12 protein-coding genes, 3 tRNA genes and 1 pseudogene are annotated in these 14,018 nt (G+C 71.2%); 8 read left to right on the top strand and 8 right to left on the bottom strand.

Going from position 1 to position 14,018, the window contains the following annotated elements; all coding sequences use genetic code 11:
- Together ACSNOK_RS09325 and ACSNOK_RS09320 are read right to left on the bottom strand one after the other, a co-directional pair.
- On the bottom strand, positions 1–1,589 hold a 1,589-nt coding region (locus ACSNOK_RS09325), incomplete at its 3' end, for a PAS domain-containing protein (protein WP_436780122.1).
- 395 nt (positions 1,590–1,984) lie between these two features.
- Positions 1,985–2,332, bottom strand: coding sequence for an SSI family serine proteinase inhibitor (locus ACSNOK_RS09320; RefSeq protein WP_436780121.1), 348 nt, complete (start codon positions 2,330–2,332; stop codon positions 1,985–1,987).
- Between the two features lie 515 nt (positions 2,333–2,847).
- Between ACSNOK_RS09320 and ACSNOK_RS09315 the strand changes: the two genes are divergently transcribed.
- The 7 genes and pseudogenes from ACSNOK_RS09315 (at position 2,848) to ACSNOK_RS09285 (ending at position 7,571) form a co-directional block, all read left to right on the top strand.
- Positions 2,848–2,938: transfer RNA gene (locus tag ACSNOK_RS09315), tRNA-Ser, on the top strand.
- A 298-nt stretch (positions 2,939–3,236) separates the two neighbouring features.
- Positions 3,237–3,309 (top strand) — tRNA-Arg (locus ACSNOK_RS09310).
- A gap of 47 nt (positions 3,310–3,356) precedes the next feature.
- Positions 3,357–3,430: transfer RNA gene (locus tag ACSNOK_RS09305), tRNA-Met, on the top strand.
- Positions 3,431–3,570: 140 nt separating this feature from the next.
- The gene (locus ACSNOK_RS09300; RefSeq protein WP_436780120.1) at positions 3,571–4,476 is read left to right on the top strand and encodes an amidohydrolase family protein; all 906 of its coding nucleotides are present in this window, start codon (positions 3,571–3,573) and stop codon (positions 4,474–4,476) included.
- A gap of 230 nt (positions 4,477–4,706) precedes the next feature.
- A pseudogene (locus ACSNOK_RS09295) lies at positions 4,707–5,006 on the top strand (winged helix-turn-helix domain-containing protein); the annotation flags it as partial.
- Between the two features lie 149 nt (positions 5,007–5,155).
- On the top strand, positions 5,156–6,733 hold the full coding sequence (locus tag ACSNOK_RS09290) for an MFS transporter (protein WP_436780119.1): 1,578 nt from the start codon (positions 5,156–5,158) through the stop codon (positions 6,731–6,733).
- Positions 6,734–6,737: 4 nt separating this feature from the next.
- Positions 6,738–7,571 carry a TetR/AcrR family transcriptional regulator gene (locus tag ACSNOK_RS09285; RefSeq protein ID WP_436780118.1) on the top strand — a complete coding sequence of 278 codons (834 nt, stop codon included), beginning with the start codon at positions 6,738–6,740 and terminating at the stop codon, positions 7,569–7,571.
- A 431-nt stretch (positions 7,572–8,002) separates the two neighbouring features.
- On the opposite strand, the gene ACSNOK_RS09280 is transcribed toward ACSNOK_RS09285, so the two are convergent.
- Together ACSNOK_RS09280 and ACSNOK_RS09275 are read right to left on the bottom strand one after the other, a co-directional pair.
- Positions 8,003–9,646 (bottom strand): MDR family MFS transporter, encoded by a 1,644-nt coding sequence (locus ACSNOK_RS09280; RefSeq protein WP_436780117.1) that lies wholly within the window; start codon positions 9,644–9,646, stop codon positions 8,003–8,005.
- 30 nt (positions 9,647–9,676) lie between these two features.
- A complete protein-coding gene (locus ACSNOK_RS09275; protein ID WP_436780116.1) occupies positions 9,677–10,180 on the bottom strand; it encodes a MarR family winged helix-turn-helix transcriptional regulator in 504 nt (167 codons plus the stop codon).
- 235 nt (positions 10,181–10,415) lie between these two features.
- On the opposite strand from ACSNOK_RS09275, the gene ACSNOK_RS09270 reads away from it, so the two are divergent.
- The gene (locus ACSNOK_RS09270; protein WP_436780115.1) at positions 10,416–10,637 is read left to right on the top strand and encodes a hypothetical protein; all 222 of its coding nucleotides are present in this window, start codon (positions 10,416–10,418) and stop codon (positions 10,635–10,637) included.
- Positions 10,638–11,197: 560 nt separating this feature from the next.
- On the opposite strand, the gene ACSNOK_RS09265 is transcribed toward ACSNOK_RS09270, so the two are convergent.
- From ACSNOK_RS09265 to ACSNOK_RS09250, 4 genes are all read right to left on the bottom strand, one after another.
- A complete protein-coding gene (locus ACSNOK_RS09265) occupies positions 11,198–12,031 on the bottom strand; it encodes an RNA polymerase sigma factor SigF (RefSeq protein ID WP_004943124.1) in 834 nt (277 codons plus the stop codon).
- Positions 12,032–12,228: 197 nt separating this feature from the next.
- Complete coding sequence (locus ACSNOK_RS09260) at positions 12,229–13,113, bottom strand: RNA polymerase sigma factor SigF (protein ID WP_436780126.1); 885 nt, start codon at positions 13,111–13,113, stop codon at positions 12,229–12,231.
- 331 nt (positions 13,114–13,444) lie between these two features.
- A complete protein-coding gene (locus tag ACSNOK_RS09255) occupies positions 13,445–13,738 on the bottom strand; it encodes a Dabb family protein (protein ID WP_436780114.1) in 294 nt (97 codons plus the stop codon).
- An 81-nt stretch (positions 13,739–13,819) separates the two neighbouring features.
- Positions 13,820–13,984, bottom strand: coding sequence for a hypothetical protein (locus ACSNOK_RS09250; RefSeq protein WP_223769544.1), 165 nt, complete (start codon positions 13,982–13,984; stop codon positions 13,820–13,822).
- Positions 13,985–14,018 lie beyond the last annotated feature (34 nt).

Genomic DNA, 14,018 nt, shown 5'->3' with positions numbered 1-14,018 from the left:
CCCGTCGCCCCCGTCGTCCCCCGAGCCGCCGCCGTCTCCCCCGACCGCTGCCCCGGCATCGGCATGATCGTCGTACCGCTGCCGATGCTGGGCGGCGAGTCCGGCCGGTCGGACGCTGTGACGGGCCCGGCCTCCGCCGAGACCGGCACCTCCAGGACGTACGCCTTCCCGCCCCCGCTGCCCGGCACGTCATGGGTCTGGAGCACCCCGCCGTGCCGCCGGACGATGCCCCGCACGATCGGCCCGTGCACCGGGTCGCCGCCGGGGTGCGGGCCGCGCACCTCGATCCGGACCGCCGTGTCCCGCTTCGCGGCCGCGACGACGATCGTCGAGTCACCGGACGGTGCCGTGCCGGGGGCGGCCTCGCCGGTCGCGTCCACGCCCGCGACGTCCGCGATCAGATGGGTGAGCGCCCGGGCCAGCCACTCCGCGTCGACCTCGGCCTCTATGGCCGGGGCGTGCACCGCGAACTGCGCACGCCCCGGCCCGATCAGCTCGACAGCGCCCTCGACGCCGGCCGCCACGACCTCGTCAAGGGCGGTGGTCTCGCGCTCCAGCTGCCCCTCGCCCGCCTCCAGCCGCTGGTAGGCGAGCACGCTCTCGACCAGCCGGGCCATCCGCCCGTACCCGGCGGCGAGACGGTGCAGGATCTGGTTGGCCTCCGGCCACAACTGCCCGGCGGGGTCGGCGGCCAGTGTGCCCAGCTCACCGCGCAGCCGCTCCAGCGGCCCGTGCAGCGACCCGTCGAGCACGGCCACCAACTGGGCGTGCCGCGCCGCCAGCGCGTCGTACGGGCGGCGGTCGGTGAACGTCATCACCGCGCCGACCAGCTGGTCGCCGTCGCGCACCGGCGCCGTCGTCAGGTCGACGGGCACCGCGCGCCCGTCCTTGGCCCACAGCACCTGCCCCCGCACCCGGTGTTTGCGACCGGAACGCAGGGTGTCGGCGATCGGCGAGTCCTCGAACGGGAACGGCGTGCCGTCCGCGCGCGAGTGGTGGATCAGCGGGTGCAGTTCGCGTCCGCCCAGGTCGCTGGCGCGGTAGCCGAGGATCTGCGCTGCCGAGGGGTTGACGAGGACGACCTTGCCCGCCGTGTCCACGCCGACCACGCCCTCGGCCGCCGCGCGCAGGATCATCTCCGTCTGGCGCTGCTGGCGGGCGAGTTCGGCCTCGGTGTCGAGCGTGCCGGTCAGGTCGCGGACGACGAGCATCAGCAGCTCGTCCCCGGTGTACGGGCCCTGTTCGGCGTAGGGGGTGCGGCTGTCGGGGAGGTTGGCGCTGGTGACCTCGACGGGGAACTGGGTGCCGTCCGTCCGCCGGGCGATCATGCGGGTGGGCTTCGTCCGCCCGCCGTTCGTGCGGTCCTCGGGCAGGCGCATCGAACCGGGGATGCGACGCGAGTCGAACGCGGGCAGCAGGTCGAGCAGACCGCGCCCGACGAGCCCCGTGCCGGGGACCTCGAACGTCTCCAGCGCGATGTGATTGGCGTTGACGACCGTGCCGTTGCAGTTGACGAGCAACAGCGCGTCGGGAAGGGCGTCGAGTATGGCTGCGAGGCGAGCAGCGCCTCGGGATGGCCTGCTGCTCACTGCGACGCTTCCTCCCTGTTACCGCACGGTGCGACCCGCGGGACGGGGGGCCACCCCAGCGACGGCTGGGGGAGTTCCGCCGCCCCTGCGGCGTGTTGCTGTGGGGAAGTCTACGGGCTGTGGAGTCCGGCGCGACGGCGGTCGAGGGGTGCGGCGCACCCTGCCGTGCGGTGTCCGGGGCAGCCGGTGTGTCGGCCCGGAAGTTGAGCGGAGTCTCTGATTCCGCAGAAGGGCCGAGGTCGGAGGCGGACGGACGGCGAGATCGTAACCGCCAACGACCGAAGTGGTCGTAAACGGTCGTTGGCGGTCATAAGTAATTGAGTGTGCGACAGGTTGCGGGGTCCGCCGGGCCGACGTGATGGGGGCGCCGGGCCGACGTGAGTGGGGTCGCCGGCTCAGCTCCCGGACGGGAGCGGGGGCTCGCCTAGGAGGCGGGAGAACCTGTTCCAGCGCGCCATCTCGCACCCGTTCACCTTGCTGAAGTCGGCGTCGACCGGGCGCCCGGCCCAGGACCCGGTCACATGAGCCCGCTCCGGCCCGCCGTAGACCATCGTGCACTGCGCGTCGGACGGCACCGGAGCGAAGAGGTCGCGGTCCCAGCGCGTCTGTCCGTCGAGTTGATCGCACGCCCCCTGGGGGTCGGGGACGGTGCCGTACGTCGGGTGGCAGCGGAGTTCGTACCGGCCGTCGGCCCGCCCGCTGTCCGTGATCACGACGGTGAGGTGGTCCACGGGCGTCGGCATGGGGTCGGCACCCCTACCGCTCCCCGCTCCCCTATCCCTGTCTCTTTCCGCTCCCTCGGCCGTCCCGGCTCCCGACCGCTTTTCCGGCGCGGGCGGGACCGGCGACGCCGCGGCCGGCCCCGCCCCGGGGCCCGGCGGGAACGGCAGCGGCCGCGCGGCGGCCGGGGAAGCGCCGAGCAGCGGCAGCATCAGAGGAACGAGCGCGGCCGCCGCCAGGGCGGGACGGCCGGGACGACGGAGACCGCCGAGACGGCCGGGGCGCCCGGCGCTGCGGAAACCGGGACGGCGGGAACGGTGGAGCGGCATGCGAGGACTCCATGGGTCGCGGGGTGGTGCGGGGCGGCGGGCCGACCGCATCCTCACCCCTCTAACGCCCGGACGCGCCGGGCGTTGCGCGCCCCAAACCGCTTTGCCCAAGGGCCGCCGCGCCCGGTACCGTAGAGTGCGATTGGTGGCGCGGCCCCAGGCTGTGTCATCATCTGCACGCAACATTCGCGCACGCGCGGGGTTGTGCTGGAGGCGTCGCCTAGTCCGGTCTATGGCGCCGCACTGCTAATGCGGTTTGGGTCTTAAAGCCCATCGAGGGTTCAAATCCCTCCGCCTCCGCAGTCGGGAGCCCCGGTCGTCATTCATGACGGCCGGGGCTTTTCCGTGCCCGGCCGGTCCCGATCCCGACGGGATCTCGGCGAGGTCCCGTCGATCTCCCCGGCCCCCGGTCGGCACTCCGCCGGCCGCCGCCCGCGGTCCCGTCTCCCGGCGGCCCCGAGGGGTGCGGCGCGACCGCTCCGATTCGGCGTTTCCGCAGGTCAGGTGGGGTTGCGGCAATGGATTTCGCCTCACGGCGCAGTTCATGTAATGTTGTTCCCGCAACGCCGACCGGCAAGAAAGTCCGCCGGGAAGCCGAGCGCTCGTAGCTTAACGGATAGAGCACTTGACTACGGATCAAGAGGTTGCAGGTTCGAATCCTGCCGAGCGCGCAGCCGAGAGGCCGGTGCCAACATGTTGGACCCGGTCTTTCGACCGTCGCGGGGTGGAGCAGCTCGGTAGCTCGCTGGGCTCATAACCCAGAGGTCGCAGGTTCAAATCCTGTCCCCGCTACTCGAATCGAAGGCCCGGTACTCACGTACCGGGCCTTCGACGTTTCCGGATGTTCCCGGAGGCCGGTGAACGGCGTTCTCGGAGGCCGGTGGGACCCCGGCGAGCGTATGACGACGGGGCCGACGGGGCAGGGGAAACCCGTGCGGGACGACGAGGTCACCGAGTTCCGGCGCGCCCTCGGGCTGCCGGGGCTGATCGACGTGCACACCCACTTCATGCCCGAGCGGGTCCTGGCCAAGGTCTGGTCCTACTTCGACGCGGCCGGCGAGCGGTTCGGCCGCGAGTGGCCGATCACGTACCGCGACGCGGAGGACGGCCGCGTACGCACCCTGCGCGCCCTCGGAGTGCGCGCCTTCACCTCGATGATCTACCCGCACAAGCCGGGCATGGCGGACTGGCTCAACGCTTGGGCGGCGGGCTTCGCCGCCCGTACGCCGGACTGCCTCCACACCGCCACCTTCTTCCCCGAGCCGGGCGCCGTCCGGACCGTCCGGACGGCACTCGACGCCGGCGCCCGGATCTTCAAGGCGCACCTCCAGGTGGGCGCGTACGACCCCCGCGATCCCCTGCTGGACGGGGTGTGGGGGCAGCTGGCCGAGGCGGGCGTGCCGGTGGTGACACACTGCGGCTCCGGTCCGGTGCCGGGGCCCTTCACAGGGCCGGAACCCATAGGGCGCGTCCTCGCCCGGCATCCGAGGCTGCGGCTGGTCGTGGCCCACATGGGCGTCCCCGAGTACACGGCCTTCCTGGACCTGGCCGAGCGGTACCCGGAAGTGCGCCTCGACACGACGATGGCGTTCACCGACTTCATCGAGGACGTGGCGCCGTTCCCCGCCACGGAGCGCCCACGACTGGCCGCGCTCGGCGACCGGATCCTGTTCGGCAGCGACTTCCCCAACATCCCCTACGGATACGGTCACGCCCTGGCCGCCCTCACCCGCCTGGGGCAGGACGAGGACTGGCTGCGCGCGGTGTGCCACGACAACGCGGCGCGCCTCCTCGGCATCCCGGGCCCGGACGACGCCGGAACGTCAGCCGCCGCATAGGGGCGTGGAGGCGGGGACGGGAGTTCCGCCGCCCGCGCTCCTCCCCGGGTGCTGTCTGTCTTCTCCCTGGTGCTGTCCGTGGACCTCTCCCGTGCCCCGAATTCTCAGACGTTTCCCAGATGCGCGAAAGACGGTTCTCAGGGCACCGGCGCACGCTCATGAGCATGACGATCGCACCGACGGAAGCGCGCCACCGCCCCGCCCTCGCCGCCCCGAGTCCCCTGCCGCGCCTGGTCGTGGGCGACCTGGTCCTCGACGAGGCGAACCGTGAGGCGATTCGCGGCGGCACAGCGATCCCGCTCACGGCGACGGAGTTCGCGCTGCTGCGCCAGCTCATGCGGGAGCCCGGCCGGGTGCTCAGCAAGACGCTGCTGCTGGACCGGGTCTGGGCGCACTCCTTCGGCGCGGGCGACCGGGGCAATGTCGTCGAGCTGTACATCTCCTATCTGCGCAAGAAGATCGACGCGGGCCGCCCTCCGATGATCCACACCCGGCGCGGCATGGGCTACGTCCTGAAGCCGGCGTCCTGATCACGGAGCCTTCGCCCACCTCGAACCCGCGCCCTCTCCCTCTCTCACCCGTCGCCTTCTACGGCGTACGGCAAAACCCTGTACACCGTAGAACCGTCTCCTGTACGGTGTAGACCGATCACGTCGGCCTGCCCTGCGAGGAGCCCGTCATGGCGGCATCCGCCTCCGTTTCGTCACCCCTTCCCGAAACCCCCCACCCCGTCCGTCACCCCACCCGCTGGGTGATCCTGGGCGTCATATGCCTCGCGCAGCTCACCGTGCTGCTCGACAACACCGTCCTCAACGTGGCGATCCCGTCCCTCACGACGGAGATGGGCGCCGCGACCGCGGACATCCAGTGGATGCTCAACGCGTACTCCCTGGTGCAGTCCGGCCTGCTGCTCACCGCGGGCAACCTCGCCGACCGCTACGGGCGGAAGAAGATGCTGGCCACCGGCCTCGCGCTGTTCGGCCTGGGGTCGCTCGGAGCCGGACTGTCGGAGACGACGGGCCAGTTGATCGCCGCCCGCGCCGGCATGGGTGTCGGCGGCGCGCTGCTCATGACCACCACGCTCGCGGTCGTCGTCCAGGTCTTCGACGACGAGGAGCGCACCAAGGCGATCGGCATCTGGGGCGCGGTGGGGTCGCTCGGCTTCGCCTGCGGGCCGCTGATCGGCGGCACGCTCCTCAACCACTTCTGGTGGGGATCGATCTTCCTGGTCAACATCCCGGTGGCGGTGATCGGCCTGCTCGCCGTGCTCAAGCTGGTCCCCGAGTCCAAGAACCCGGCCGGTGACCGCCCGGACCTCCTCGGCGCCCTGCTCTCCACCCTCGGCATGACCGGCATCGTCTTCGCGATCATCTCCGGTCCCGAGCACGGCTGGACGTCCGGCCGGGTGCTGTTCTCCGGCGGTGCCGGCGTCCTGATCATGGCCGCGTTCGTGCTCTGGGAGCTGCGTATCCCGTACCCCATGCTCGATATGCACTTCTTCCGCAACCGCCGTTTCGTCGCGGCCGTCGTGGGCGGCGTCCTGGTGGCACTGGGTATGGGGGGATCGTTCTTCCTGCTCACCTCGCACCTGCAAATGGTGCTGCACTACGGGCCGCTGGAGACCGGGCTGCGGATGACGCCGCTGGCCCTGATGATCGTCCTCCTCAACCTGACGGGCGTCGGCGCCCGGCTGATGACGAAGTTCGGCGCCCCGCTCATGATCGCGAGCGGTATGACGCTGCTGGCCGCGGGCCTGGCCGTGATCGCCGTGACCGGTGACCACGGGTACGGCGGGATGTTCGCCGGGCTGGTCCTCATGGGCACCGGCATCGCCTTCGCCTCGCCGCCCATGGCCACGGCGATCATGTCGGCCATCCCGCCGGAGAAGGCCGGGGTCGGCGCGGGGATCAACGGCACGCTCCAGGAGTTCGGCAACGGGCTGGGCGTCGCCGTGCTCGGCGCGGTCCTCAACTCCCGCTTCACCGCGCTGCTCCCGGCCGTCGCCGCCGGGGCCGGCTCGCTGCCCGAGGCCCTGGGCGAGGTGCGGACGGCCGCCCAGCGCTCCGAGGTCCAGGACGCGTTCGCGTCCGGGGTGCAGGCGGGCCAGCTGGTCGGCGCGGCGGCGGTGCTGGCGGGCGGCGTGGTGGCGGCGCTCCTGCTGCGCAGGGCCGAACGGGCCGACGCCGCGGCGGGCGCGGGAACGGAAGCCGGCGACCCGGCGGGCGCCGGGAGCGGCGACGCGGCCGGCAGGGCCTAGCATCATGAACCGGATCAGCGACGTGGCGGAGAGGGAACGCATGGCCGGCGGCAAGGGCGCGGGGCAGCCGAGGACCAGCATCTGGCTGGCCGAGGAGAAACCCTCGCCGCGGCGCAGGGCGAGCGCGGAGCGCTCCCGGGAGCAGTCGGGTTCGCTGGACCGGGAGCGGATCGTGGCCACCGCCATGCGCCTGCTGGACGCCGAGGGGCTGGCCAAGTTCTCGATGCGGCGGCTGGCCGCCGAGCTCGGCGTGACCGCCATGTCGGTCTACTGGTACGTCGACAACAAGGACGACCTCCTCGAACTGGCCCTGGACGAGGCGAGCGGCGAGATCGCGGTCCCCGACCCGGAGGCCGCCGACGCCGACTGGCGCGAGCAGCTCCGGCACCTCGCGTACGAGTACCGCGGGATGCTCACCCGGCACCCGTGGGTCGCCCGGCTCGTCGGCCAGTACCTCAACATCGGTCCGAAGGCGATGCGGTTCGGCGACGTCACCCTCCGGGTGCTCCGGCACAGCGGTGTCGAGCCGAGCCGGATCGCGGGTTCGCTGGGCGCGCTGTTCCAGTTCGTCTACGGCTTCGCCACCGTCCAGACGCTGTACGACGAGCGCTGCCGGGCGGCCGGCATCGAACAGGACCGTTACTTCAAGGAAGTCACGGACACGCTCACCGAGCGACCGGACTTCGCGGCCCAGTACACCGAGAGCGTCGCGATGGCGCGCCGGGTGCGCGAGGGGTCGATCGAGGACATGTGGGAGCGCGACTTCGCCTTCGGGCTGGACACGGTGATCGCGGGCATCGAGGTGATGCGGGACCGGGCGCGGGGCGAGGCGCCGTAACGGGACGGACGGGCTCCGTAACGGGAGGACGCCGCGCCGGAACGGTCCGGAGGACGGCGAACGCCCCCGTCCGCGAGAGGTGAGTGACCTCTTCGCGGACGGGGGCGTTCGCCGTCTTCGAGCGGGGGCCCGCCAAGCGTGGGCCCGCCAAGCGGGGGGGGGGCGCGCGGATCGCGGTGTGTGTGGCGGGCGGTGTATATGGCGGGGGAGTGGAAAAACACTCGGCCCCGGAAGCGGTGCACAGGCCGTCCCCTGCCTTGTGTGCGCACCGCCTCCGGGGCCGTTCACCCGGGGTCATTCATGCCGTTCGGCCCCGGGCCACCGGCCGGACGTCTCCGCTCGTGGACGCCCGGCCGGAGTCTGCTGGGCCGGCCGTAACCGGCCTCCGTCGGCCTCCGTCGGCCTCCGTCGGCCTCCGTCGGCCCGGTCCCTCAGCTCGCCTTCGCGGGCTCGCTCGCCTGGGCGTCCTTCGCCGGAGCGGAGGAGTCCGCCGGCGCGCCCGGCCGGCCCTTGAGCGCCACTTCCTTGATGAACAGCGTCAGCAGGAAGGCGACCAGGGCACACGGCGCGGCGTAGGTGAAGACGTCGCCGACACCGTGCCCGTAAGCGCTCTCCATGATCGAACGCAGCGGCTCGGGCAGCTTCTTGATGTCCGGGATGCTGCCGCCGCCACCGCCCTGCTTGGCGATGGCCACGCCCTTCGGGCCGAGGGCGGTCAGGCCGTCCACGACGTAGTCCTTGACCCGGTTGGCCATGACCGCGCCCAGCGCCGAGACGCCGACCGCGCCACCGAGGGAGCGGAAGAAGGTGACGACGGAGCTGGCGGCGCCGAGGTCCTTCGGGGCGACCTGGTTCTGGGCGGCCAGCACCAGGTTCTGCATCATCATGCCCATACCGAGGCCCATGAGGGCCATGTAGCAGGCGAGCTGCCAGTACGGGGTGTCGAACCGGATGCTGCCGAGCAGGCCGATGCCGGCGGTGAGCAGGATGCCACCGGAGACCAGCCACGCCTTCCAGCGCCCGTTCTTGGTGATGATCTGACCGGAAACGGTCGAGGAGATAAACAGGCCGGCGATCATCGGGATGGTCATGACGCCGGACATGGTCGGCGTCTCGCCTCGCGCGAGCTGGAAGTACTGCGAGAGGAAGACGGTGCTGGCGAACATCGCCACACCGACGAAGAGGCTGGAGGCCGAGGCCAGGGCGATCGTCTTGTTGCGGAACAGCCGCAGTGGGATGATCGGTTCGGCGGCCTTGCTCTCCACCAGGATGAAGATCGCGCCGAGCAGGATGGAGCCGGCGACCATGACGGCGGTCTGCCAGGAGATCCAGTCGTAGTTCTTGCCGGCCAGGGTCACCCAGATCAGCAGCAGCGTGGCGGCGGCGGATATGAAGAACGCGCCGAGCCAGTCCACCTTCACCTGCCGCTTGACGACCGGGAGGTGCAGGGTGCGCTGGAGCACGATCAGGGCGATCACGGCGAACGGCACACCGACGTAGAAGCACCAGCGCCAGCCGAGCCAGCTGGTGTCGGTGATCACGCCGCCGAGCAGCGGGCCGCCGACGGTGGCGACGGCGAACGTGGCGCCGAGGTAACCGCTGTACCGGCCGCGCTCACGCGGCGAGATCATCGCGGCCATGACGATCTGGGCGAGGGCCGACAGACCGCCGACGCCGATGCCCTGGATCACCCGGCAGCCGATGAGCATGCTGGTGTTCTGCGACAGACCGGCCACCACGGAACCGGCGACGTAGACCACCAGCGCGACCTGGACCAGCAGCTTCTTGCTGAAGAGGTCGGAGAGCTTGCCCCACAGCGGCGTCGACGCGGTCATCGCCAGCAGCGCGGCCGTGACGGTCCAGGTGTAAGCGGACTGGCTGCCATGCAGATCGTGCATGATCTTCGGCAGCGCGTTGGAGACGATGGTCGACGACAGGATCGCCACGAACATGCCGAGCAGCAGCCCGGACAGCGCACGCATGATCTGGCTGTGCGTCATGTCGATGCCGGGAGCGTCGGACGGGGCGTGGTCGGTGTGGCTGTCCCGCACACCTGGCGGTGTGGTCTTGGCCATGAACTTCCTTTTCGTGATGCAGTCGGGCGGTCAGTGGGGTGCGCGGGCCGACGGGCAGGCCGCGAGGTCGTGCGCCTGGCCGGCGCCGCCGTGGGCGACGGGCCGGTGGCACTCGCCGAAGCTCTCCCGGAGCCGGGCGAGCAGACCGACGATCTGGCCGATCTCCGCGTCGCTCCAGTCGCCCAGGCAGTGCGCCAGGGCCTCGGTGTAGCGGGCGCTGACGTCGTCCAGCAGCGCCTCGCCGCTGGGCGTGAGGCGCAGCAGCCGGGAACGCTTGTCCAGCCGGTCGGGCTGCCGGTCGAGCCAGCCCCGTTCCGCGGCGTACGCCACGTGGCGGCTGGTCACCGACATGTCGACGACCAGCAGCTCCGCGAGCTTGCTCATCCGCATCTCGCCGTACCGCTTGAGCAGGGTGAGCACGAGGACCGAGGTGGGCGGACAGTCGGCGGGAAGGACCCGGGCGAGGCCGCGCTTGATGACGCCGATGGCGCTGAGCTGCTGGGCGAGCTCCTGGTACTGCTGGTGCGCGGCCAACGGATCCTCCCGTTTTAAGTTGCTTAGGGCAACCATAGAGGTTGTTGGTTGCTGAAGGCAAACTAAAACCGGTAAAGGTGGGGTCAAGTTCAACTATCAAACGATGAGTGAGGGAGGTGTCGCGGAGCGCAGCGGAAGGTGGAGGGGTGACGTCAGGGGAGGGCGTCGGCGAGCGCGGCGGGGGACCCCTGCCCCGCGCGCGGGGGCGGCGCCGTCTTCGCTAGGGTCCTGGTCCATGGCCAACCCCCATCAGCAGCGTCCCGAGGGCGACTACGACCCCGCGGGCAGCACACAGATGTTCCGCGCCTTCGTCGACGAGGGCGCTCCCGGTCCCCGCGCGGCCGCTCCGGCGAGCCACGGGCGTTCGACGTCGTCCGGGCCCCGGCCGGGTGTGATCCTCGGCGTCGTCGCGGTGCTGGCGGTCGTGGCGGCGGTGGCCTGGCTCGCGCTCGGCTGAGGCCGGGGCGGGGGTGGGGTGCCGGCTAAGCGGCTTCGCCGCTTCCGCGTTCGCCTCTGGGACGCGCATCGGTGACTCGTGCCCGTCGTGACTCGTGCCCGTCGTGACTCGTGGTCGACGCGACTGGGGCCCGTCGGTTACAGGGCTCGGTGGCGCGTGCCCGTCGGTGGCAGGTCTCCGTGACGCGTGCCCGCGCCGTTGCGTACGGGCGTGACGGGTGCCTCCCCGAGGGCGGGGTGTCCGCCGGGCGGGGTGAGGCTTCGGCCCCGCGGCCGTCCATGGGTGGGGCGGCGGGCCGGGCGTACCGGCGTCGGACGCGCCGTGTGTCAGCCGGACGGCCCGGCGGCCCCCGCCGCGACCTGCGTGTCGCGGCCCGCCGCTGCCGTACCGGGGGTCGGTCGACCGGTGGCCTGTCCTGCTGTGCCGTGGCCGTGCGCGAGCGCCGTCCGTCGGAGGGGCACGTGTGCCGTCCGCCGGCTTCCGTCCGTCGAAGTGGCCCGTCGATGCCGCCCGTCGGGCGGGGCCGTCCGGCGCTGGACGAGAGCGAGCGGCCCGGCCGCTCAGTCGGAGATGAGCCCCTCGCGGAGCTGGGAGAGCGTCCGGGTGAGCAGCCGCGAGACGTGCATCTGCGAGATGCCCACCTCCTCGCCGATCTGCGACTGCGTCATGTTGGCGAAGAAGCGGAGCATGATGATCTGGCGCTCGCGCGGGGGCAGCTTGGCCAGCAGCGGCTTCAGCGACTCCCGGTACTCGACGCCCTCCAGCGCCGTGTCCTCGTAGCCCAGCCGGTCGGCGAGCGAGCCCTCGCCGCCGTCGTCCTCCGGGGAGGGGGAGTCCAGTGAGCTGGCCGTGTAGGCGTTGCCCACCGCCAGCCCGTCGACCACGTCCTCCTCGGAGACGCCCAGGCACAGCGCCAGCTCCGGCACCGTCGGGGAGCGGTCCAGTTTCTGCGCGAGCTCGTCGCTGGCCTTGGTCAGGGCGAGCCGCAGCTCCTGAAGGCGCCGCGGCACCCGCACGGACCAGCTGGTGTCCCGGAAGAAGCGTTTGATCTCGCCGACGACCGTGGGCATCGCGAACGTCGGGAACTCCACCCCGCGTTCGCAGTCGAACCGGTCGATGGCTTTGATCAGTCCGATGGTGCCGACCTGGACGATGTCCTCCATCGGCTCGTTGCGGCTCCGGAACCGCGCCGCCGCGTAGCGCACGAGGGGGAGGTTGAGCTCGATGAGGGTGTCACGGACGTACGTACGCTCGGCGCTGTCCCGGTCCAGGGCCGCCAGCCGCAGGAACAGGGAGCGGGAGAGGGTGCGGGTGTCGATGGCTTCGCAGTCGTCGAGCACGGCGTGCGGTGCGTCGTTGGTGAGCACCTTCGCGCTGCCCAGGTCTACGGACATGCCACCCCCTTGAGGTCGCGGACGGATCACAGCATGCCCCGGCCGCGGATTCGGCCGAGGATGCAGCCCCCACCTGAATACCGGAGGCTGCGCTGTGGCAAACGCAGTTCCAGCAGAATGTCACATGTCGGCAACGCGCTGTAGCGTCAAGTCGACATATCTGCCGGGGAGTCCGGAGAGGGTGTCACCCACAAGGGTTAAGCGTCGATACGGTTTGCGGATCTCAGCCGGGCGAAGCTGCGGGAGAGCAGCCGCGACACGTGCATCTGCGACACCCCCAGCTCGGCGCTGATCTGCGATTGCGTCAGATTGCTGTAGTAGCGCAGCAGCAGGATGCGCTGCTCGCGCTCGGGCAGCTGAACGAGCAGGTGGCGCACCAGATCGCGGTGCTCGACCCCGGCCAGCGCGGGGTCCTCGTACCCGATGCGGTCCAGCAGTCCGGGCAGCCCGTCGCCCTCCTGCGCGGCCTCCAGCGAGGTGGCGTGGTACGAGCGGCCGGCCTCGATGCAGGCGAGTACCTCGTCCTCGCCGATCCTGAGGCGTTCGGCGATCTCGGCGGTGGTCGGCGACCGGCCGTGCAGCACGGTCAGGTCCTCGGTGGCGCCGTTGACCTGCACCCACAGCTCGTGCAACCGGCGCGGGACGTGGACGGTGCGGACGTTGTCGCGGAAGTAGCGCTTGATCTCGCCGACGACGGTGGGCATCGCGAACGTCGGGAACTGCACCCCGCGGTCGGGGTCGAAGCGGTCGATGGCGTTGATGAGACCGATGGTGCCGACCTGGACCACGTCTTCCATCGGCTCGTTGCGGCTGCGAAAACGCGCCGCGGCGTACCGCACGAGAGGGAGGTTGGCTTCGATCAGGGCGGCGCGCACGCGGGCGTGCTCCGGCGTACCGGGCTCCAGGGTGGCGAACTTCTTGAAGAGCACCTGCGTCAGCGCCCGGGCGTCCGCGCCCCGGCTCTCCCGCGTCGACGTACTCGGCGTCGGAGTGTCCGGCGCCGGAGTGTCCGACGTTGACGGCTCAGGTGTTGACGGCTCTTGCGAAGCGTCCCGCGGCGCCCCCCGCGGCGCCTCTCGCAGTGCTTCTCGCTGCGCTTCCCGGGGTACTCCCCGAGGCGCTTCCCTGGGTACTTCCCGGGACGTTTCCCGCAGTGTCTCCCGCGGTGCCTCCCGCGGCTGCGGGGGGTTCTCTTCTGACGCCGACGTCTCCTCTGACGCTGTACGGGCCGGCACGGTCACACCACCCCTTCGCGGTCAGCTCCAGGTCAACTCATCCGTCAAAAGCGGTCATAGCATCACAAGACATGTCCACTGTGTGCAAGCACCGCATAACGCCGTGTTGGCCGCGCGAAAAAGGCCCCCCGCCGTGGTGGCGAGGGGCCCGCGGCCGCGTCCCGGCGGGGAACGGGGCTCAGAACGGATAGTCGGCGATCACCCACGTGGCGAACTCCCGCCACAGCGCGACACCCGCCTGGTGGGCAGGGTGGTCGAGGTAGCGCCGCAGGGCGTCGGTGTCCTCGACGGCGGAATTGATCGCGTAGTCGTAGGCGATCGGGCGCTCCGACACGTTCCACCCGCACTCCCAGAAGCGGAGCTCGGGGATTTCCCCGCCCAGCTTCTCGAACGCCTGGACACCGGCGACGACGCGGGGGTCGTCGCGCTCGACGCCCTCGTTGAGCTTGAACAGGACGAGGTGACGGATCACCGGATGGCCGCCTTCCATGGGAGGGGGTTCACGAAGGTGCGGGACCTGCGGCGCCCGCGGGGAGCTCCGGCCGGCAGGGGCTCAGTTGATCAGCTCGGTCATGAACTCGCCGATGCTCTTGGCGGCGTCCGAGATCCCCTCGAAGCCTATCTGTACGAGTTCGGCCGCTCTGGCCGGGGAATGGATGATCGTGTAACCGATGAACACGGCCAGTACCCAGAACGTGATCTTCTTGGCTTGGGCCATGCCCTGCCGCCTCCCCGTCCGCCTTCTTCTCTCG

Source organism: Streptomyces sp. URMC 126, assembly GCF_051386555.1.
GTDB lineage: Bacteria > Actinomycetota > Actinomycetes > Streptomycetales > Streptomycetaceae > Streptomyces.
Note: the sequence above shows the minus strand (reverse complement) of the source record. Positions and strands in the feature narration are given on the sequence as shown.

Excerpts from the sequence above, each read along its gene's own strand:
- ACSNOK_RS09285 (WP_436780118.1), top strand. The coding sequence starts at position 6,738 with ATGAACCGGATCAGCGACGTGGCGGAGAGGGAACGCATGGCCGGCGGC.
- ACSNOK_RS09270 (WP_436780115.1), top strand. The coding sequence starts at position 10,416 with ATGGCCAACCCCCATCAGCAGCGTCCCGAGGGCGACTACGACCCCGCG.
- ACSNOK_RS09320 (WP_436780121.1), bottom strand. The coding sequence starts at position 2,332 with ATGCCGACGCCCGTGGACCACCTCACCGTCGTGATCACGGACAGCGGG.
- ACSNOK_RS09250 (WP_223769544.1), bottom strand. The coding sequence starts at position 13,984 with ATGGCCCAAGCCAAGAAGATCACGTTCTGGGTACTGGCCGTGTTCATC.
- ACSNOK_RS09265 (WP_004943124.1), bottom strand. The coding sequence starts at position 12,031 with ATGTCCGTAGACCTGGGCAGCGCGAAGGTGCTCACCAACGACGCACCG.
- ACSNOK_RS09280 (WP_436780117.1), bottom strand. The coding sequence starts at position 9,646 with ATGGCCAAGACCACACCGCCAGGTGTGCGGGACAGCCACACCGACCAC.
- ACSNOK_RS09290 (WP_436780119.1), top strand. The coding sequence starts at position 5,156 with ATGGCGGCATCCGCCTCCGTTTCGTCACCCCTTCCCGAAACCCCCCAC.